The organism is Paraburkholderia diazotrophica (assembly GCF_900108945.1).
GTDB classification, from domain to species: Bacteria; Pseudomonadota; Gammaproteobacteria; order Burkholderiales; family Burkholderiaceae; genus Paraburkholderia; species Paraburkholderia diazotrophica.
This window is the reverse complement of the sequence record NZ_FNYE01000013.1, coordinates 1-19,061: the sequence shown is the minus strand read 5'-3', so window position 1 is coordinate 19,061 and position 19,061 is coordinate 1. Positions and strand designations below refer to the sequence as shown.

Below are 19,061 nucleotides of genomic sequence, written 5' to 3'. Positions count from 1 at the left end.
AATCCCTGTCTCAAAAAAAAGATACGACAAAACAACGGTGATTTCGGTAACTCTTTCATGTCGCCGTCATAATCGGCTGATAGCGCGAAAACGTTTGTCGTGGACCGCTCGCAAACCCTTATGAGGCAAGGGATAGCGCAATTTCTTCCGATTTGACTGCGTGCCGCCCGTTATCCGCGATTATGCGAAACCGATATGAATTTCGGAAAGGAAAGAGAAAGAAAACTGCAAAGCGGCAGGTAAGAAATACGCTGCCGGTTGGCGGTTCAGGGATAACCCGAGATGTAACAAAAACGGGCAGAAGGTAGTTACAAATCCGGAGGAGTTTGTAACTGGTTTGGACGAACCCTGTTACAGAATTCGATAAGAGTTTGCGGCAGGTCAGCAGCCGGTCGGGCGGACGCGCTCGACTTCGAGTCCGAAAGCAGGGCGCAGGCGCGTGCCGATCACGTTGCCCGCGAACGCGGCGGCGAGCCACAGCCAGCCGTGCAAGCTGCCTGACACAATGCCGCTGAAGTAGGCGCCGATGTTACAACCATAGGCGAGCCGGGCCCCGTAGCCGAGCAACAAGCCGCCAACCACAGCCGCGACGAGCGAACGTGCGGGCAGCCGCCAGACGGGCGCGTAGCGGCCCGCCAGAGCCGCCGCGGCCATCGCGCCGAGGATGATTCCCGCGTCCATCACGCTCGTCACGTCGCGTGTAACGGGCGCCGCGAGCGCCGCCGCATTCGCATGGGCGTTCCAGTAAGGCCAGTTGGCGACATCGATACCCGCCACCGAAAACAGCTTCGCGCCCCACAGCGCGAATGCCGACGTCACGCCCCACGGACGGCCCGACAGCGCGAGCGTCGCGAAGTTGAGCAGCGCGAGCGCGATCGCGCCCGCGAACAACGGCCACGGTCCGTGCAGCCATGGCGATGCGCTGGCGGCACGCAGCGGCTCGTCGACGAGTCGCCCGTGGCGGCGCAGCTCGATCGCGACGGTCACCGCGGCGATCGCAGCGAAGATCGCCAGGTTGATCGCGATGGCCCAGCCCGCGCCGAGCGCCGTCACGAGGGACGTCGGCTTGAGCGACGGCAGCGCGGTCCAGAACGGCATATGCGCGGTCGCAACGACGGAGCCGACGACGAACGCGGCCAGCGTCACGAGCATGCGCGTGCTGCCGCCGCCGACCGTGTATAGCGTGCCCGACGCGCAGCCGCCGCCGAGCTGCATGCCGACGCCGAACATGAACGCGCCGACCACGACGGATGTGCCCGCAGGCGACACCAGGCCCGCAACGGGATGGCCGAACAGCGACCCCGCCGACAGCGTCGGGAAGAACAGCAGCACGCCGATGGCGAGCATCAGCATCTGCGCGCGCAGGCCCGCGCCGCGGCCGTCGGCGATGAACACGCGCCACGCCGACGTGAAGCCGAACGCCGCGTGATATAGCGACATGCCGAGCAGCGCGCCGACCACATAGAGGGCCGCCTGTCGGCCGCTGACGGTATGCGCGAGATAGACCGCGCCGAGCGCGATCAGGACCAGGGAGAAGGCGAGCGGCTTCGGATTGATGTCGAAGCGGCGCGGAAGGGATGTAGCGAGATCGGACATGACAAACGTTGGACGAGCGTGTGAGTCGTACGGTGCGCCGAAGTGCACGGGCGCCGTGTGGGGCGGCATGGCGCCGCGACCTATGTTGGTGGAAGTGCGGCCTTGTCTGCGTGCTTGCAACCGAAATGCAAATGAAGCGAAGCGCAACGGAATCGCAACGGAATCGCAACGGAAGGCCAGTGGAAAAACATATCACGTTATGCCAGATGATGCTGAGCGCGCCTCGCCCGTCCGATAACGGCTCTGATGCACGAACGCGAGCACTCGCAGCGGCGCGGATGCACGCCGGCGCCCTTAAGTTGCGTCGTGAAAAATGACGCCCAGCGTGTGCCGATGGCCAGCGTGCAGCCGGCTGACGCCATGCCGCATGTTCACGCGATACGCGCCGCGCGCGCCCTGCACGGGCCGGTGATGCACGGCGAACAGCACAGCATCGCCCTTGCGCAGCGGCACGACTTCGACGCGCGACTGCATCCGCGGACGCTGCTCCGTCAGCACGAACTCACCACCCGTGAAGTCCTTGCCCGGCTCGGACAGCAGGATCGCGAGCTGGATCGGGAAGACGTGCTCGCCGTACAGGTCCTGATGCAGGCAGTTGAAGTCGCCCGCTGCGTACTGGAGGATCAACGGCGTCGGGCGCAACTGGCCCGCTTCGTGGCATCGGCGCAGGTAGGCGGCGTGCGTCGGCGGATAGCGCACGTCGATGCCTAGCGCCTGGTTCCATCCGTTCGCGATGGGCGCAAGACGCGGATAGATCGCCGTGCGCAACGCGCCGACGACATCGGGCAACGGATAGCCGTAGTACTTGTATTCGCCGCGCCCGAAGCCGTGCCGCGCCATCACGACGCGGCTGCGGTACAGGTCGTCGCGTGTGTAGAGCGCGCTGAGCGCGTCGCACTCGTCGGCGTGCAGCAAGCCTTGCAGCATCGCGCAGCCGTGCGCATCGAGCTCGCCTGCGGCGCGCGTCCAGTCGACTGCGTCGATGCGCGGCCCGATCGACTGTGCCGTCGCGATCGCGGGTGCGTCGTTGCGCGTGTGCTTGTGTGCGGGCTTGCGCGCGTCGTTGCCTGGTGGCGTGTCGAGGTCGAACAGCGCGGCTTGTGTGTCGAATGGGGCTTCCTGCATGAGCGGCTCCGTGACGGCTTTTGCCGTGTCCATGCCGCCCAGTTTACGCAGACGGGCGTCCGCGAACACTCCGCGTCTTGCTCTGTTATTCGCCAAGGTTATTCGCCAGCGCTATTTGCCAGCGTCATTCGCCTGTCGGCAGCGCTGGCGGATCGATGAAACGCACCATCAGATCGGCGTCGTGATACGTGCCGTCGACGCATAGCGAATCAGGTTCGCGTCCATACACGCGAAAGCCGAGCGATATGTACAGCGCGCGGGCAGACGCGTTCGCGCTCGTGACGAGCAGCGCGATCTGCCGCAACCCGTCGATCTGCGCGGCGCGCGCGAGCAGCTCCGTCAACAGCGCGCGTCCGATGCCCTGTCCCGCTGCTTCGTCCGCGACGTACATGCCGATCACGAAGCCCTTGTGCCGTTCCTTCTGCCGCGTCTCGCGCAGCAGTCCGACCGTGCCGACGAGCGCGCCATCCGTCGACGAAAACGCGCCCAGCAGGAAGTTGCCGAGCGCCGCATGCGTGCCGGCGAGCATCGCGTCGTGCTGCGACGGGCCGCGCTCGACGGCTTCGTCGTAGCTTTGCCCGAACGCGGCGGGATGCGCTTTCAGCCCGCGCAGACGCAGCGCGAAAAACGCGTCGCGATCGGCGGGGTCGAGCTGGCGAATCGTCACCTCCGAAGCCATGCGCGACACTAGGGAGTCGCGGCCGCGGACGACGCGCGCGCATCCGCGAACTTGCGCAGCGCTTCGCCCGTTTGCGGATCGGCGGGGAAGAACGCCTCGATCGCGAGTTCCGACAGCGTCACGTCGACGGGCGTGCCGAACACGGTCGTCGTGCTGAAAAACGACAGCACGCCGAGCTTCGTGCGCAGGCGCAGCGGCACGGCGATCTGCTCGAGCGTGCAGGCGTGGGTCTCGTCGGCGGGCTCGGCGTTCGGCGGCGTCGGGTAGGCGGCGAGTTCGTCGTAGAGCGCGGCGAGCGTCGAGTCGGCGCTCACGTCGATCTGCCGCTGCAGGCGCGACAGCAGATGCGCGCGCCATGCATGCCAGTTGGCGATCTGCGACGCGATGCCGTCCGGATGCATCGACAGGCGCAGCGCGTTGACGGGCGCTTCGAGCAGCGCGGGCTTTGCGCTCGTGAGCAACGGCGCGAGCGCACTGTTCGCGGCGACGATGGTCCAGTGGCGGTCGACGGCCGCGGCCGGGTAGGGCTCGTGACCCTTCAGCACGAGATCGACGGCTTCGCGCGCCGCGCCCAGTTGCGGATCGCTCAACTGACGCTCGCGGTAGAGCGGCGCGTAACCGGCCGCGACGAGCAGCGCATTGCGCGAGCGCAGCGGCACGTCGAGCCGCTCGGCGAGATGCATGACCATCTCGCGGCTCGGCAGCGCGCGGCCCGATTCGACGAAGCTCAGATGGCGCGTCGAAATGTCGGCTTCGGAGGCGAGCAGCAACTGGCTCATCCGGCGGCGCTGACGCCATTCGCGCAGCATGTCGCCGACTGTGCGGCTCATCGGGAGAGCGCCGGACGGCGCGCGGAGGGGGGCGGTGATCGTGTCCATGCCGACGATGATAGCCAAACCGCGCGCCGATTCCATTACCCGTGAGGTAATGAGCCGCCGCGCATGAGTGCGCCTTCGGGTCCGGCCTGTGGATCGAGATGGCGCGCTCCCGGTCGCTGACGCGCGCAAACGCAGTCATACTGGAGACCCTTGCTACCGTTGCGGAGGCGAACATGTGGGACAAGATCGAGCACAACGGACGTGAAGTCTGGGTCCTCCCTGTCACGGCCTATGGGCCGCCCGTGCCGGAAACCGTGTGGCACTACATCGGCTACGTTTGCCGGCATGGCGCGGATGCGCATCTCGAAGGGCAAAGCCAGCGCTTTCAGGAACTCGTCACGACGTTCCGCAGCGAGGAAGAGGCCCGCGAAGCCGGGTATGACGAGGGCAGACGGCTTGCTGACGGACTTTCCGGCGCGAAAAGCTAGCGCGCCGTCCGCGACGCTTCACATCTTTTCCACCGCACCAGCGTTACTCCACGACGCTGGTGCCGAACGATCATTACCTTCCGGGTAATCGACTCCCGTACGTTCATCGACGAATCTTCAGTCCGAGGCCGCCGCCGACATGATGCAAGCGGCGCACGTCTCGATCCTCTACCGACTGAAGGAGTCTTTGATGAACGCGCATACCGCACTGATCGACCGTTACTTCGACACCTGGAACGAAACCGACGCCGGCCGCCGCCGCGAACTGATCGCGGCGACGTGGGCGAAGGACGCCGCTTACGCCGATCCCCTGCTGACGGGCGACGGACACGACGGCATCGACGCGATGATTCGCGCCGTCCATGAGCGCTTCCCTCATCACACGTTCCGACGCACGACGCAGGTCGACGGCTTCGCGAACCGTCTGCGTTTCTCGTGGGAACTGCTGACGCCGTCGGGTGCTTCCATCGTCAAGGGCTCGGACTTCGGCGTCGTCGATGCGGCCGGGCGGCTGCAGGCCGTCACGGGCTTTCTCGACGAAGCGCCCGGCGCCGCCTGAGACGTTGACACCCGAGGCGTTACCGTCTGTCCGCATACATGAGGAGAAAGATCATGCATGAGCCTGCCGTCACGTCGAACCCCGCCGCGTATGAACGCGTGCAGGACGCAATCGATACGGCATCGGGCGTCGTCGCCGGATTCGCGCTGCTCGCGGGCACCCGCGCGTTCACGTTCATCGCGCTCGTCGCGTGGCGCGAGCCCGTGCTCGGCGGCGCGGGGCTCATGCTGCTCGCGCTCGTCGGCTGGATCAGATGGTGCTGGCGCGGCAACGTGCGGCCGGCGTAGGGCGTCGCGTACAATCGACCCCTCCGTCCCCTCGCGCAGCAACGTGCTGCGCGCAAGCGCTGCATCATGAATCACGATATCGCCCAACGGCTCGCAGACGCGCAGCAGAAGTTCACGGCCGGCCAGTTCGACGGAGCCGCTGCGCTGCTGCACGACATCCTGTCGATCGAGCCGGACCACAACGAGGCGCTCGAAGCGCTCGGGTACGTCGCCGCGAAACAGGGCGATTACGCGCGCGCCGCGGACTACGCGATGCGCGCCGCGCAGCCCGCATCGACGAATGCGCAGCAACTGCATTTCGCTGCGCATCTTTGCCAGATGGCCAGGCGTCACGCGGATGCCGTCGCGCTGTTCGACCGCGTTCTCGCGGCTTATCCCGATCACGCCGAAGCGCTGCATGGCGCGGCGATGTCGCTCGTGCAAACGGGCGATCACGAGCGCGCGCTGCAAAATCTCGCGCGGCTCACGCAACGCTATCCGCGATCCGCCGAGGCGCACTACAACCGCGGCACGCTGCTCGGCCAGATGGAGCGCCACGAAGAAGAACTCGCGGCGTATCGTCAGGCGATCGCGCTCAAGCCGAATTTCGTGCGCGCCCATGTGAACCTCGGCGTCGCGTTGCGCGATCTGCATCGCTTCGACGAAGCGTTGCAGCAGTTCAAGAAAGCCGTGTCGATCGACACCCACGATGCCGGCGCGCGCACCAATCGCGCGCAGACCAATCTGCTGCTCGGCGAATTCGAGCACGGCTGGCGCGAGTACGAATGGCGCTGGCTCGACGGCACGATGAGCCACGGCCTGCCCGACGCGACGCTGTGGACGGGCAAGCAGCCGCTCGAACACAAGACCGTGCTCGTGCATTGCGAGCAGGGCTACGGCGATACGTTGCAGTTCATCCGCTTCGTGGATCGCTTGAGCGCGAAAGGGGCGCGGGTCATCGTGCGCGTTCAGGACGCGTTGTTGCCGCTGCTGCACGGCTATCCGGGCGCGGCGGACGTGATCGGTGAAACGGCGCCGCTGCCCGCGTTCGACTATCACATTCCGATGCTGAGTCTCGCGTTTGCGCTGAAGATTCGCGAGGCCCATTTCTTCGGCGAGAGTCCGTACGTTCACGCGGATCAGCAGTGGGTCGAGCAATGGGACGACGTGTTCAGGCAAGGCGGCACCCGACTGCGCGTTGGTGTCGTGTGGTCGGGCAGCCGCACGCATCTGAACGACCGCAACCGCTCGATTCCGCTCGAACAACTGTCGCCGCTGTTCGATGCGAACGGGCAGTTCGTCTCGCTGGTGAAGGACGTGCGCGACATCGATCGCGCGGGCATCGATGCGCTCGTGCAGCGCGGCGTGCTGCGCGACGTGTCCGATCGCCTGATAACGTTCGCCGATACGGCCGCGCTCGTCACGCAACTTGATCTCGTGATCTCCGTCGATACGGCTGTCGCGCATCTTGCCGGTGCGCTCGGCAAGCCCGTATGGCTCGCGTTGCCGTTTACGCCCGACTGGCGCTGGCAACTGAATCGCGACGACAGTCCGTGGTATCCGCACATGCGCCTCTTCCGCCAGTCGAAGCGCAACGACTGGAGCGATGTCGTGCGCGATCTGCAAGCGGCGTTGGAAGCGCGGATTTGAATGAAGCGCCATCGCGCGGTGCGCGCATAAGAAAACGGAGCACTTCGCGAGTGCTCCGTTTTCATTTGCATTCGTCGATGCGCTCAGGCAAACGCGTTAGCTGAGCTTCACGTCGATGCGCCGGGGTTGCGCCTGCTCGCGTCGCGGAATGACGAGCTTGAGCACGCCGTCCTTCAGATTCGCTTCGATCTTCGACGTGTCGAAGTCGTCGCTGATCGTGAAGCGCCGCGCAAAGAACGGCGCGCGCACTTCAGCATGCGAGAGCCGCACGTTCGCGGGCGCGGGCACCGCCGATTCACCTTCGATCGTCAGACTGCCGTCATGCACGCGCACGTCGAGCTTGTCCTTCGACACGCCGGGCAGATCGGCCCATAGCGTCACGGCCTTGCTGTCCTCGACGATATCGACGGGCGGCGTGAGCGTCGCGCGGCGTTCATGCTCGCGGGCGCCGTTGCGGGTCACTGCGCTATCGTCGCGTTGGGTCACTTGAGTGTTGTCGCTCATGATTTCACCTCGCTTATTGAACCGTGATCGCGCGCGGCTTCGACGCTTCGCGCTTGCCGACGGTGATCAGCAGACAGCCGTCGATGTAGCGCGCCTGCACGTTGTCGGGGTCCGCATGCTGCGGCAACTCGACGACACGGCGGAACGTGCCGTTGAAGCGCTCCTGTGCATACGCGCGGGCGCCTTCGTCCGACGCGGCGCGCGCCGACGGACGCTCGCCTGCGATCGTCAGCAGGCCCTTGTCGATCGACAGTTCCAGCTTCGACGGATCGATGCCGGGTGCGAACGCAACGATTTCGATCGCGTCATCGGTCACGCCGATGTTGAGGCTCGGAAACGCACCCAGACGGCTCGAACGGATGCTGGACGGAAACGCGCCGAAGCGGCTCGACATGTGCCGCTGCAAGCGGTCGAGTTCGGCGAACAGGTCGGTTCCGAAGTAATAGTCACTCATGGTCGCTCTCTCCTATGAGCGGCAAGACATTCCGGGCTGAATGTGCCTGGTGTGCCTGTCGTGCCGCGACGAACGAAGTGGATACGTGCAGCGCCCGTCATGTCGACGCGGCGTCTGCCTGGTGATCGATAAATAGGAAGCCTCTGCTAATTTTCAAGCGCGATTTTCTGCAAAAATCGGGCCCTTGAAAAGCGCGGCGGGCGGCCTTATATCGCGACGCCGTGGCTGCTAGCAGCCCGAAAGCGATCTGGATGCACACGGGCGAGAGCACCATCGAGCTGACGATTCCCATGTCGCCGCATTTCGTCGCCGCGTTTGGATGTGATGCGCGGCACGTACGCAGCCTGTTCGCTGTATCGCCATGATTGCCGCGATCGAAAATGTCGCAGCGTGAGCGCGGCCTGGTCGGTTGCCTTCGCTGCCATCTGCGCTGTTACTGCGTCTGTTACGCAGCCCGCGCGCGGCGCGAATTTCTCACTATCCAGGCGAGCCGCTCGCCCTGGTGAAAACACCAACTCCTTTCCTTCGACGACCACCGAAGCGCCGCTGGGCGGCGCTTTCGCTGCTTCGCGCGACATTTCACCCGTTCCGTCACGCATGGAAACGATCATAACGACCCTTGTTAGAATCCTATCAACCGATGTACGATGGCTGCGAATAAATCATCAGCCGTTGCTGTGCGTTGCACAAACCTGCGGACGTCTCATGCCTGAACTTTCCATGCCCTCGTCGGTGGTCGCGTTGCGGCGCGCAGCCCACGTTCATCCCGTGCGCAATCCCGGCGTGCCTTTCGATCTCGCGTGGCTCGACGGGCTGCGCGTGAACCAGTCGGCCGTCGAACGCCGCACGGCGACGCTCGGCGCGCGCCGCACCGTGAAAAAGGATGCACAGGCCGCGTGGCTGCTGAAGGCCATCACCTGCATCGACCTGACGACGCTCAGCGGCGACGACACGGAAGGCCGCGTGCGTCGTCTGTGCGCGAAAGCGAAGCAGCCGGTGCGCGACGATATTCTCGCGGCGCTCGGCGTGCCGCCGCGCACTATCACAACGGGCGCTGTGTGCGTGTATCACCGCTATGTCGCCGCCGCCGTCGATGCACTCGCGGGCAGCGGCATTCCTGTGGCCGCCGTGTCGACGGGCTTTCCCGCCGGCCTCATTCCGCATCCTTTGAAGCTGAAGGAGATCGAGGCATCGGCGGCCGATGGCGCGCAGGAAATCGATATCGTCGTTACGCGCGAGCATGTGCTGACGGGTAACTGGCAGGCGCTCTACGACGAAGTGCGCGACTTTCGCGCCGCGTGCGGCGAAGCGCATCTGAAGGCGATTCTCGCGACGGGCGATATCCAGACGCTGTCGAACGTTGCGCGTGCATCGATGATCTGCATGATGGCGGGCGCCGATTTCATCAAGACGTCGACGGGCAAGGAAGGCGTGAACGCCACGCTCGACGTGTCGCTCGTGATGGTGCGCATGATCCGCGAATACCACGCGCGCACGGGCGTCCTGATCGGCTTCAAGCCCGCGGGCGGCGTATCGAACGCGAAGACGGCTCTGTCGTATCAGATCCTGATGAAAGAAGAACTGGGCCGTCCGTGGCTCGAACCCGAACTGTTCCGCATCGGCGCATCGAGCCTTCTCGCTGATATCGAACGCCAGCTCGAGCATCACGCGACTGGCCGTTACTCCGCCTTCAACCGTCACCCTGTCGCCTGAGCAGACCGATCCCATGAGCGTAGCCGAGTATTTTTCTTCGATGGAGTACGGTCCCGCACTCGAGGACGATCAGCCAGCCCGCGCGTGGCTCGCGCAGCACGACGCGACGTTCGGTCATTTCATCGACGGCGGATGGCGCGCGCCCGCTGCGAGCGAGCGCTTCCCGACGCATGAGCCGGCGACGGGCGAACTGCTCGCGCACGTCTCGCAAGGCGACGCGATCGACATCGACGCCGCAGTCGCCGCCGCGCGCGCCGCGCAGCCCGCGTGGTCCGCGCTCGGCGGCGCGGGACGCGCGCGTCATCTGTATGCACTGTCGCGGATGGTGCAGCGTCACAGCCGTCTCTTTGCCGTGCTCGAAGCGCTCGACAACGGCAAGCCGATCCGCGAGACGCGCGATATCGACATTCCTCTTGTAGCAAGGCACTTTCTGCATCATGCCGGCTGGGCGCAACTGCAGGACAGCGAGTTTGCGAACTTCGCGCCGCTCGGCGTGATCGGCCAGATCGTGCCATGGAATTTCCCGCTGTTGATGCTCGCGTGGAAGATCGCGCCGGCGATCGCGACGGGCAACTGCGTCGTGCTGAAGCCCGCCGAATACACGCCGCTCACTGCACTGCTGTTCGCCGAGCTCGCGCATCGCGCGGGCCTGCCGAAGGGCGTGCTCAACGTCGTGACGGGTGACGGGCGCACGGGCGCGGCGCTCGTCGATCATCCCGGCATCGACAAGATCGCGTTCACGGGCTCGACGGAAGTGGGCCGGCTGATCCGCGCGGCCACGGCGGGCTCGGGCAAGTCGCTGACGCTCGAACTGGGCGGCAAGTCGCCGTTCATCGTGTTCGACGACGCGGACCTCGATGGCGCCGTCGAAGGCGTCGTCGACGCGATCTGGTTCAACCAGGGGCAGGTGTGCTGCGCGGGCTCGCGTCTGCTGGTGCAGGAGGGCATCGAGGCGCGTTTCATCGACAAGCTCAAGCGCCGCATGGCGACGCTGCGGGTCGGGCCCTCGCTCGACAAGTGCATCGATGTCGGCGCGATCGTCGACAAGGTTCAGCTCCAGCGCATCGAAGCGCTGGTGGAAGCGGGCCGCCAAGAAGGTTGCACGATCTACCAGTCGTCGTCGGCTGACGGCAGCGGCATGCCCGACGACGGCTGCTTCTATCCGCCGACACTCGTCACGGGCGTCGCGCCCGCATCGACGCTCGCGCAGGAAGAAGTCTTCGGCCCCGTGCTCGTGGCGATGACGTTCCGCACGCCCGATGAAGCCGTCGCGCTCGCGAACAACACGCGCTACGGGCTTGCGGCGAGCATATGGAGCGAGACGATCGGCCGCGCGCTCGATATCGCGCCGCGTCTGGCGTGCGGCGTCGTGTGGGTCAACGCGACGAACCTGTTCGACGCGGCGGTCGGCTTCGGCGGCTATCGCGAGTCGGGCTATGGGCGCGAAGGCGGCCGCGAAGGGATCTACGAATATGTGAAGCCGAAGGCGTGGCTCGCGCTCGAAGAACGGCGGCCCGTGCAGCGCGTGCGTGATATGTCGCCGGCGGATGAAGCGCCGCATCGCGAGTCGAATCAAGGGGACGCGTTCGCGATCGACCGCACCGCGAAGCACTTCATCGGCGGCAAGCAGGCGCGGCCCGACAGCGGCTACTCGCTGGCCGTCTACGGACCCGATGGCGCCGTCGTCGGCGAAGTGGGCGACGGCAATCGCAAGGACATTCGCAACGCCGTCGCGGCGGCGCGCGGCGCGCAGAAGTGGTCCCAGGCGACCGCGCACAACCGCGCGCAAGTGCTCTACTATCTCGCCGAAAATCTTGCCGTACGCGCGCATGAATTCGCGCATCAGCTCGCCGTTCGCACAGGCGCCGGCGAAACGGCGGCGCGCCGCGAAGTGGACGCCTCGGTGACGCGCCTCTTCACGTATGCTGCGTGGGCCGACAAATTCGACGGCGCAGTGCATGCGCCGCCGTTGCGCGGCGTCGCGCTCGCGATGAACGAGCCGCTCGGCGTGATGGGCATCGCATGCCCGGACGAGGCGCCGCTGCTGTCGTTCATCTCGCTGGCGGCGCCCGCGCTCGCGATGGGCAATCGCATCGTCGTCTTGCCGAGTTCGTCGAGTCCGCTTACAGTGACCGACTTCTATCAGGTCGTCGAGACGTCGGACGTACCCGCGGGCGTGCTCAACATCGTGACGGGCGAACGCGGCCCGCTGCTGTCGGCGCTTGCGAAACACGACGACGTCGATGCGCTGTGGTGCTTCGGCTCCGCGAAAGATTCGGCGCTGGCCGAACGCGAGTCGGTTGGCAACCTGAAGCGCACGTTCGTCGATCATGGCCGCGCGTTCGACTGGTTCGACGCATCGAGCGAAGGCCCGGCGTTCCTGCGGCAGGCAACACAAGTGAAAAATATCTGGATACCGTACGGCGACTGATCGCTTGCCAATCGTTTCCTGATCGCCAGGCAAAGCGACAGCGCGCCAACCGAAAACGGAGGAGACAACGTGCTGAAGAATCTGGACCCGCTGTTGAACGCCGATGTGCTGCACGCGCTGCGCGCGATGGGCCACGGCGATGAAGTCGTGATCTGCGACGCGAATTTTCCGGGCGACTCCGTTGCGCGCGAAACCATTACGGGCAAGCTGTTGCGGCTCGACGGCGTCGATGCGCCGCGCGCGATTCGCGCGGTTCTTTCCGTGCTGCCGCTCGATATGTTCGTCGACGATCCGGCCTTGCGCATGGAAGTGGTCGGCGAGCCCGACACGATTCCCGCCGTGCAACGCGAAGCGCAAGCCGAAGTGAACAACGCGGAAGGACGCAATGTGCCGTTCGTCGGCATCGAGCGCTTTGCGTTCTATGCGCGCGCGAAGAAAGCGTACTGCGTAATCGCGACGGGCGAGCAGCGCGGCTACGGCTGCTTTGTGTTCAAGAAGGGCGTGCTGCTCGCGCCCGACGCTCCAAAGGAATAACGTCGATGGCTACGCAACAGAAAGAAGGCCGCGTCGTCATTCTCGGCATCTACGTGACCGATCTCACGTTCCGCGCGGACCGCATGCCGCTGATCGGCGAAACGATTGCGGGCTCCGCGTTCAAGATGGGGCCGGGCGGCAAGGGCTCGAATCAGGCCGTCGCGGCGGCACGTGCGGGCGCCGACGTCGTGTTCTGCACGCGCATCGGCAACGACGCGTTCGGGGCGATTGCCCGCTCGACGTGGGACGCTGAAGGCATCACGGCGCGCGCATCGGTGATCGAAGGCGCATCGACAGGCGCGGCCCATATCTTCGTCGACGACATCACCGGCAAGAACGCGATCATCGTCGCGTCCGGTGCGGCGGGAACGATGAACGCGAGCGACGTCGACGCGATCGAAAAAGACATTGCGTCGGCGCGCGTGTTCGTCACGCAGCTGGAGCAGCCCGTCGCCGCCGCGCGGCGCGGACTCGAACTCGCGCGCAGGCACGGTGTGACGACCGTGTTCAATCCCGCGCCCGCGCGGCCGCTCGACGACAACATTTTTCCGCTGTGCGACTACATCACGCCGAACGAAACGGAGACGGCCGCGCTGACGGGCATCGAGGTCAACAACGTCGACGACGCGCGCCGCGCCGCCGACGTGCTGCTGGATAAGGGCGTGCGCAACGTGATCGTGACGCTCGGCGAAGCGGGCGCCTTGCTGCATTCGGCTGAACAGTCGGTGTTCGTGCCGGCGTTCCAATGCGGACGCGTGGTGGAAACGGCGGGCGCAGGCGACGGCTTTACGGGCGGCTTCGCAGCGGCGCTCGCGCGCGGCGCGGATGCCGTCGAGGCGACGCGCTTCGGCTGCGCACTCGCGGGCATTTCGGTGACGCGCGCCGGCACCGCGCCGTCGATGCCGATGCTCGCGGAAGTCAACGCCGTGCTCGCGCAGTCGCGCGATCCGCTTTCAACGCATTGAGCGAGCGCGCCGCTTTGCGCGGTGCGCAGTCTGAAGGAGTTCGTTTCGACATGAAGTCCTCGCTTTTCGCTGGCCTCTTTCGCGACCGGCAACTGAACTTTCTGCTCGCCGTCAACGTGCTCGTCGTGCTCGTCGCGACGTGGGTATCGCAAGGCCAGTTCGTCTCGCTCGACAACCTTCAGTCGATGGGCGGGCAGCTGCCCGAACTCGGCCTGCTCGCGCTCGGCATCATGCTGTCGATGGTGTCCGGCAACGGCGGCATCGACCTGTCGGGTGTCGGGCTCGCGAACCTGTCGGGCATGGTCGCGGCACTGATCGTGCCGAAGTTCATCAGCGGCGACGACTCGCCGATGCTCTACACGGGCGCGTTCTGCGCGATCGTCGTGTGCATGGGGCTGATCGGCGGCTTTCTGAACGGCGTCGTGATCGCGCGGCTGCGCCTGACGCCCATTCTCTGCACGCTCGGCACGCAACTGCTGTTCACGGGCTGTGCCGTCGTGCTGAGCAACGGCGCGTCGGTGCACGTCGATTATGTCGAGCCGCTGTCGGATATCGGCAACGGCACGTGGTTTCAGGTACCCGTGTCGTTCGTGATCTTCATCGCCGCCGTCGTCGTGCTCGGCTGGCTGCTGCGGCGCAGCCCTTTCGGCTTGCGTCTCTATCTGATGGGCACGAACCCGAAGGCCGCGTTCTACACGGGCATTCCGCGCGCGCGGATGCTCATTCTCACGTACACGATGTGCGGCGTGCTCGCGTCGCTCGCGGGGCTGATCAGCGTCACGCATACGTCGAGCGCGAAGTGGGACTACGGCAATTCGTATCTGCTGATCGCAATCCTGATTGCCGTGATGGGCGGCGTGAATCCCGCGGGCGGCTATGGCCGCATCATCTGCGTGTTCTTCGCGGCCACGGTTTTGCAGTTCCTGTCGAGCCTCTTCAATCTGCTCGGCGTTTCGCAGTTTTTCGGCGATTGCGCGTGGGGTTTTCTGCTGCTGCTGTCGCTCGCGTTCGCGGGCGGCGAGCGGGTACGCGCGATCTTCGGCTTCGCGCAGCCGAATCAGAGGCGTTAGCGCGGCATCACCGGTTCACGCGGACATCGGAGCCCTGGATATCCGCCGGCGTGCACACGCACATGAAGGGGCGACACGGACATCGAACGACCAAAGACAAAGGAGACAATCGCATGAAACTGACTCGACTGAGCACTGCCCTCGCTGCCGGCGCACTCGCGGTGGGCGTCATCGCTGCCGCGCAGGCCGCGACCAACGAAACGATCGTCACCGTCGTCAAGGTGACGGGCATCAACTGGTTCAACCGGATGGACGAGGGCGTCAAGCAGTTTGCGAAGGACAACCCCGGCGTGCAGGCGTATCAGACGGGCCCTGGCCGCGCCGACGCCGCGCAGCAACTGAAGATCATCGAAGACCTGATCGCGAAGAAAGTGACGGCGATCGCGGTCGTGCCGTACGATCCGCCGACGCTCGAACCGGCGCTGAAGAAAGCGATGGATCGCGGCATCAAGGTCGTCACGCATGAAGCGGACAACGCGAAGAACACGATGGTCGACATCGAGGCGTTCGACAACAGCGCGTATGGCGCGGGCCTGAACGAGCGCCTTGCATCGTGCATGCACGACGACGGCAAGTGGGCCGTACTGGTCGGCTCGCTCGGCAGCCGCTCGCAGGTGCAGTGGGCCGACGGCGGCATCAACAACGCGAAGGCCAAATACCCGAAGATGAACCTCGTCGAGCCGAAGCTCGAAACGAACAACGACGGCGAGAAGGCCTATGAAGTCGCGAAGGAAGTGCTGCGGAAGCATCCTGATCTGAAGGGCTTCCAGGGCTCGTCGTCGCTGGATGTGATCGGCATTGGGCGCGCCGTCGAAGAAGCGGGCATGCAGGGCAAGATCTGCGTGTACGGCACGGGCCTGCCGACGGAAGCGGGCAAGTTCCTCGAAAGCGGCGCTGTGAACGGCATCGCGTTCTGGGACCCGAAGCTCGCGGGCATCGCGATGAACAAGGTTGCGCAGATGCTGGTCGACGGCAAGACGGTGGCGAACGGCGCCGATCTCGGCATTCCCGGCTATACGAAGGTGACGGTCGAGAAGGGGCCGGGCAAGGGCATCATCGTGCGCGGCCAGGGTTGGGTGAACGTCGACAAGTCGAACTACAAGCAGTACAACTTCTGATCGTCGCATGACGGCGTGCGGGCTTTACGAGGCTAAGGCCCGCACGCGGCGATATTCATCTGGAGCACGGCTTTCGGCATGAATCAAAACGTTTCCTCCACGCCGTTTTTGCAGGTGGTCGGCGTTCACAAGCGGTTCACGGGCGTGCATGCTCTGCGCGGCGTGAGCCTTTCGTTCGAGCGCGGACAGATCTATCACCTGCTTGGTGAAAACGGCTGCGGCAAGAGCACGCTCATCAAGATCATCTCCGGCGCGCAGCCGCCCGATGAAGGCGAACTGATCATCGAAGGCGTGCATCATGCGCGGCTGTCGGCGCTCGAATCGCTGGCGGCGGGGATCGAGACCGTCTATCAGGACCTGTCGCTGCTGCCGAACATGAGCGTCGCGGAGAACGTCGCGCTGACGTCCGAGCTTGCCGAGCACAACGGCCGTCTCACGCGCACGTTCGACCGCAAGGCGCTCGCGCGCACGGCGGCGAAAGCGCTCGAAGCCGTCGGCCTGCCCGGCGATGCGGAATTCCAGTCGACACTGATCGAGCTGTTGCCGCTCGCGACGCGTCAACTCGTGGCGATTGCGCGCGCGATTGCGAGCGAAGCGAAGTTCGTCATCATGGACGAGCCGACCACGTCGCTCACGCAGAAAGAAGTCGATAACCTGATCGCCGTGCTCGGCAATCTGCGCGCGCAGGGCGTGACGGTGCTGTTCGTGAGCCACAAGCTCGACGAATGCTATGCGATCGGCGGCGAAGTGATCGTGCTGCGCGACGGTCAGAAGATGGCGCAAGGCCCCATCGGCGATTACACGAAAGCGCAGATCAGCGAGCTGATGACGGGGCGGCAGCTGTCGAGCGAGCGCTATCGCGATGGCGCGGTCGGCAACGAAGTCGTGCTCGACGTGCAGAGCTTCACGCGCGGCACGCAGTTCCGCGATGTGTCGTTCAAGCTGCATCGCGGCGAGATTCTTGGCGTGACGGGTCTGCTCGATTCGGGCCGCAACGAACTTGCGCGCGCGCTCGCGGGCGTCGCGCCCGCTGAGAGCGGCAAGGTCGCGCTTGATGGCAAGCCCGTCGTGTTGCGCACGCCGTCGGATGCGAAGAACCATCGGATCGGCTATGTGCCCGAAGACCGCCTGAACGAAGGGCTCTTTCTCGACAAGCCGATTCGCGACAACGTGATCACCGCGATGATCGCGAGCCTGCGCGACCGCTTCGGCCAGATCGACCGTATGCGCGCGCAACAGCTTGCGGAACACACGGTGAGGGAGTTGCAGATCGCGACGCCTGGCGTCGACAAGCCGGTGCAGTCGCTGTCGGGCGGCAATCAGCAGCGCGTGCTGATCGGCCGGTGGCTCGCCATCGATCCGCGCGTGCTGATCCTGCATGGGCCGACTGTCGGTGTGGACGTTGGCTCGAAGGACATCATCTACCGGATCATGCAGAAGCTGTCGCAGCGCGGCATTGGCATCATTCTGATCAGCGATGATCTGCCCGAGTTGCTGCAGAATTGCGATCGCATCCTGATGATGAAGAAAGGCCGCGTGGCGAGCCAGTATCGCGCGGACCAGTTAAACGAAGCCGAGCTGTATCACGCTCTGTTGTCAGAGGCTGCATGAGATGTCGTCTATCATGAACCGGACCATGACTACCCCCAACGTCGTCGAAATCGCGCCCGAGATCAAGCCGCCGACATGGCGCGCGAAGCTCTCGCGCAACCCGGAGTGGTTCACCGTGGCGCTGATCGCCGCGATGTGCGTGATCGTCGGCGCGATCAATCCGCGCTTCTTCCAGTTCGCGACGCTGTTCGATCTGCTGCATTCGGCGACGACGATGTCGCTGTTCGGGCTCGGCACGCTGGTCGTGCTTGCGTCGGGCGGGATCGACGTGTCGTTCACGGCGATCGGCGCGCTGACGATGTACGCGATCACAAAGGCCGTCTTCGCGTGGTGGCCGGATGCGCCGTTCGCGCTGATCCTGGTGGCGGGCGCAGTGGGCGGCATCGTGCTCGGCGTGATCAACGGCGTGCTCGTGCATCGGCTGAAGGCGCCTTCGCTGATCGTGACGATCGGCACGCAGTACCTGTATCGCGGCATCCTGCTGACGTTCATCGGCACGACGTTCTTCATGAACATTCCGCACAGCATGGACCACTTCGGCCGCATTCCGCTCTTCTTCTATCACACGACGGACGGCTTGCGCGCGGTGCTGCCCGCGTCGGTGCTTGCGCTCGTGCTCGCGGCCGTCGTCACGTGGTGGCTGCTGAACCGCACGATGATGGGACGCGGCGTCTATGCGATGGGCGGCAGTCTCGCGATTGCGGAGCGTCTCGGCTACAACCTGCGCGCGATCCATCTGTTCGTGTTCGGCTATACGGGGATGCTCGCGGGTATTGCAGGCATTCTGCATGTGTCGAACAACCGGCTCGCGAATCCGTTCGATCTCGTCGGCACGGAGCTCGATGTGATCGCGGCCGTAATACTCGGCGGCGCGCGCATCACGGGCGGCACGGGCACGGTGGCGGGCACGCTGCTCGGCGTCGTGCTGGTGACACTGATCAATAGCGTGCTGATTCTCGTCGGCGTGCCGAGCACGTGGCAGAAGGTGATCATCGGCGCGTTCATTCTGATCGCGGGGACGTTGTTTGCTTTGCAACGGAAGGGGTAGTTTTTGTCTGCGACGCTGTTGGGTTTTTGCCTTTTTCGCGGGCATCCGCGAATGCGGTTTGTGTCTGCGACGCGCTTTGTTTTTTGCCTTTGCGCTGGCATCCGCGATGCGCCTCGCGGCGCGGGTGTTGCCCCTGTGCGGGGCGGCACCTACTCTTCTTTGCCGCGGCAAAGAAGAGTAGGCAGAAGAAAGCCGCTCACACCGCCAGTGCTTGACGATTATCCACGGGCTCTCAACGTCCCCGTGTTTCGAGCGACGGCATGCTGGCCAATGCGCGTTGCCAACGCACTGGTTAATGCCTCACCCGCTTCATACACCCGTGGCACGGCCAAGGGCATCGAGTGTTCTAGCGCAGTATGTCGGTAGTGAATGAGGTTGCTATACGGTACAGGACGCCGCCCGCACTTGGCGCCGCATCGCGTGGCGAGGGTG

19 protein-coding genes are annotated in these 19,061 nt (G+C 65.0%); 12 read left to right on the top strand and 7 right to left on the bottom strand.

Features of this window, described 5'->3' with window-relative positions:
• Window positions 1-381 precede the first annotated feature (381 nt).
• The 4 genes from BMW76_RS17830 to BMW76_RS17815 form a co-directional block, all read right to left on the bottom strand.
• Window positions 382-1,596, bottom strand: a complete 1,215-nt coding sequence (locus BMW76_RS17830) for a YeeE/YedE family protein (protein WP_090867642.1) — start codon at window positions 1,594-1,596, stop codon at window positions 382-384.
• Between the two features lie 294 nt (window positions 1,597-1,890).
• Window positions 1,891-2,721: a 2OG-Fe(II) oxygenase gene (locus BMW76_RS17825; protein ID WP_090867640.1), complete on the bottom strand. Its 831-nt coding sequence runs from the start codon at window positions 2,719-2,721 to the stop codon at window positions 1,891-1,893.
• 124 nt (window positions 2,722-2,845) lie between these two features.
• Window positions 2,846-3,400, bottom strand: coding sequence for a GNAT family N-acetyltransferase (locus BMW76_RS17820; protein ID WP_090867638.1), 555 nt, complete (start codon window positions 3,398-3,400; stop codon window positions 2,846-2,848).
• An 8-nt stretch (window positions 3,401-3,408) separates the two neighbouring features.
• Window positions 3,409-4,230, bottom strand: a complete 822-nt coding sequence (locus BMW76_RS17815) for a helix-turn-helix domain-containing protein (protein ID WP_456090129.1) — start codon at window positions 4,228-4,230, stop codon at window positions 3,409-3,411.
• Between the two features lie 221 nt (window positions 4,231-4,451).
• Here BMW76_RS17815 and BMW76_RS17810 point away from each other — a divergent pair, with 221 nt between their 5' ends.
• The 4 genes from BMW76_RS17810 (at window position 4,452) to BMW76_RS17795 (ending at window position 7,181) form a co-directional block, all read left to right on the top strand.
• A complete protein-coding gene (locus tag BMW76_RS17810) occupies window positions 4,452-4,706 on the top strand; it encodes a hypothetical protein (protein ID WP_090867346.1) in 255 nt (84 codons plus the stop codon).
• 190 nt (window positions 4,707-4,896) lie between these two features.
• Entirely contained in the window at window positions 4,897-5,265 is a 369-nt protein-coding gene (locus BMW76_RS17805) for a nuclear transport factor 2 family protein (RefSeq protein WP_090867636.1), read from the top strand.
• 53 nt (window positions 5,266-5,318) lie between these two features.
• Entirely contained in the window at window positions 5,319-5,552 is a 234-nt protein-coding gene (locus BMW76_RS17800; RefSeq protein WP_090867344.1) for a hypothetical protein, read from the top strand.
• A gap of 66 nt (window positions 5,553-5,618) precedes the next feature.
• Window positions 5,619-7,181: a tetratricopeptide repeat protein gene (locus tag BMW76_RS17795; protein WP_090867342.1), complete on the top strand. Its 1,563-nt coding sequence runs from the start codon at window positions 5,619-5,621 to the stop codon at window positions 7,179-7,181.
• Window positions 7,182-7,277: 96 nt separating this feature from the next.
• Here the strand turns inward: BMW76_RS17795 and BMW76_RS17790 are convergent, their stop codons facing one another.
• The 3 genes from BMW76_RS17790 to BMW76_RS40375 form a co-directional block, all read right to left on the bottom strand.
• On the bottom strand, window positions 7,278-7,685 hold the full coding sequence (locus BMW76_RS17790; protein WP_090867340.1) for an Hsp20/alpha crystallin family protein: 408 nt from the start codon (window positions 7,683-7,685) through the stop codon (window positions 7,278-7,280).
• Between the two features lie 13 nt (window positions 7,686-7,698).
• A complete protein-coding gene (locus BMW76_RS17785; protein ID WP_090867339.1) occupies window positions 7,699-8,139 on the bottom strand; it encodes an Hsp20/alpha crystallin family protein in 441 nt (146 codons plus the stop codon).
• 206 nt (window positions 8,140-8,345) lie between these two features.
• Window positions 8,346-8,750, bottom strand: coding sequence for a hypothetical protein (locus tag BMW76_RS40375; RefSeq protein WP_143062278.1), 405 nt, complete (start codon window positions 8,748-8,750; stop codon window positions 8,346-8,348).
• Between the two features lie 94 nt (window positions 8,751-8,844).
• Here BMW76_RS40375 and deoC point away from each other — a divergent pair, with 94 nt between their 5' ends.
• The 8 genes from deoC to BMW76_RS17745 all read left to right on the top strand — a co-directional run bounded on the left by deoC (window position 8,845) and on the right by BMW76_RS17745 (window position 18,629).
• Window positions 8,845-9,852, top strand: a complete 1,008-nt coding sequence (gene deoC, locus BMW76_RS17780; protein WP_090867337.1) for a deoxyribose-phosphate aldolase — start codon at window positions 8,845-8,847, stop codon at window positions 9,850-9,852.
• A 13-nt stretch (window positions 9,853-9,865) separates the two neighbouring features.
• Window positions 9,866-12,283 (top strand): aldehyde dehydrogenase family protein, encoded by a 2,418-nt coding sequence (locus BMW76_RS17775; protein ID WP_090867335.1) that lies wholly within the window; start codon window positions 9,866-9,868, stop codon window positions 12,281-12,283.
• A gap of 69 nt (window positions 12,284-12,352) precedes the next feature.
• Window positions 12,353-12,817: an RbsD/FucU family protein gene (locus tag BMW76_RS17770; protein WP_090867333.1), complete on the top strand. Its 465-nt coding sequence runs from the start codon at window positions 12,353-12,355 to the stop codon at window positions 12,815-12,817.
• A gap of 5 nt (window positions 12,818-12,822) precedes the next feature.
• Window positions 12,823-13,782, top strand: a complete 960-nt coding sequence (gene rbsK, locus BMW76_RS17765) for a ribokinase (RefSeq protein WP_090867331.1) — start codon at window positions 12,823-12,825, stop codon at window positions 13,780-13,782.
• Window positions 13,783-13,832: 50 nt separating this feature from the next.
• Window positions 13,833-14,852 carry an ABC transporter permease gene (locus BMW76_RS17760; protein WP_090867329.1) on the top strand — a complete coding sequence of 340 codons (1,020 nt, stop codon included), beginning with the start codon at window positions 13,833-13,835 and terminating at the stop codon, window positions 14,850-14,852.
• A 113-nt stretch (window positions 14,853-14,965) separates the two neighbouring features.
• Entirely contained in the window at window positions 14,966-15,970 is a 1,005-nt protein-coding gene (locus BMW76_RS17755; RefSeq protein ID WP_090867327.1) for an autoinducer 2 ABC transporter substrate-binding protein, read from the top strand.
• A 78-nt stretch (window positions 15,971-16,048) separates the two neighbouring features.
• A complete protein-coding gene (locus BMW76_RS17750) occupies window positions 16,049-17,581 on the top strand; it encodes a sugar ABC transporter ATP-binding protein (RefSeq protein WP_090867325.1) in 1,533 nt (510 codons plus the stop codon).
• Between the two features lies 1 nt (window position 17,582).
• Window positions 17,583-18,629, top strand: coding sequence for an ABC transporter permease (locus tag BMW76_RS17745; RefSeq protein WP_090867323.1), 1,047 nt, complete (start codon window positions 17,583-17,585; stop codon window positions 18,627-18,629).
• Window positions 18,630-19,061: the final 432 nt, after the last annotated feature.

Coding starts and splice junctions, on each gene's coding strand:
- BMW76_RS17830 (WP_090867642.1), bottom strand. CDS start 1,596: ATGTCCGATCTCGCTACATCCCTTCCGCGCCGCTTCGACATCAATCCG.
- BMW76_RS17825 (WP_090867640.1), bottom strand. CDS start 2,721: ATGCAGGAAGCCCCATTCGACACACAAGCCGCGCTGTTCGACCTCGAC.
- BMW76_RS17820 (WP_090867638.1), bottom strand. CDS start 3,400: ATGGCTTCGGAGGTGACGATTCGCCAGCTCGACCCCGCCGATCGCGAC.
- BMW76_RS17815 (WP_456090129.1), bottom strand. CDS start 4,230: ATGAGCCGCACAGTCGGCGACATGCTGCGCGAATGGCGTCAGCGCCGC.
- BMW76_RS17810 (WP_090867346.1), top strand. CDS start 4,452: ATGTGGGACAAGATCGAGCACAACGGACGTGAAGTCTGGGTCCTCCCT.
- BMW76_RS17805 (WP_090867636.1), top strand. CDS start 4,897: ATGAACGCGCATACCGCACTGATCGACCGTTACTTCGACACCTGGAAC.
- BMW76_RS17800 (WP_090867344.1), top strand. CDS start 5,319: ATGCATGAGCCTGCCGTCACGTCGAACCCCGCCGCGTATGAACGCGTG.
- BMW76_RS17795 (WP_090867342.1), top strand. CDS start 5,619: ATGAATCACGATATCGCCCAACGGCTCGCAGACGCGCAGCAGAAGTTC.
- BMW76_RS17790 (WP_090867340.1), bottom strand. CDS start 7,685: ATGAGCGACAACACTCAAGTGACCCAACGCGACGATAGCGCAGTGACC.
- BMW76_RS17785 (WP_090867339.1), bottom strand. CDS start 8,139: ATGAGTGACTATTACTTCGGAACCGACCTGTTCGCCGAACTCGACCGC.
- BMW76_RS40375 (WP_143062278.1), bottom strand. CDS start 8,750: ATGATCGTTTCCATGCGTGACGGAACGGGTGAAATGTCGCGCGAAGCA.
- deoC (WP_090867337.1), top strand. CDS start 8,845: ATGCCTGAACTTTCCATGCCCTCGTCGGTGGTCGCGTTGCGGCGCGCA.
- BMW76_RS17775 (WP_090867335.1), top strand. CDS start 9,866: ATGAGCGTAGCCGAGTATTTTTCTTCGATGGAGTACGGTCCCGCACTC.
- rbsK (WP_090867331.1), top strand. CDS start 12,823: ATGGCTACGCAACAGAAAGAAGGCCGCGTCGTCATTCTCGGCATCTAC.
- BMW76_RS17760 (WP_090867329.1), top strand. CDS start 13,833: ATGAAGTCCTCGCTTTTCGCTGGCCTCTTTCGCGACCGGCAACTGAAC.
- BMW76_RS17755 (WP_090867327.1), top strand. CDS start 14,966: ATGAAACTGACTCGACTGAGCACTGCCCTCGCTGCCGGCGCACTCGCG.
- BMW76_RS17750 (WP_090867325.1), top strand. CDS start 16,049: ATGAATCAAAACGTTTCCTCCACGCCGTTTTTGCAGGTGGTCGGCGTT.
- BMW76_RS17745 (WP_090867323.1), top strand. CDS start 17,583: ATGTCGTCTATCATGAACCGGACCATGACTACCCCCAACGTCGTCGAA.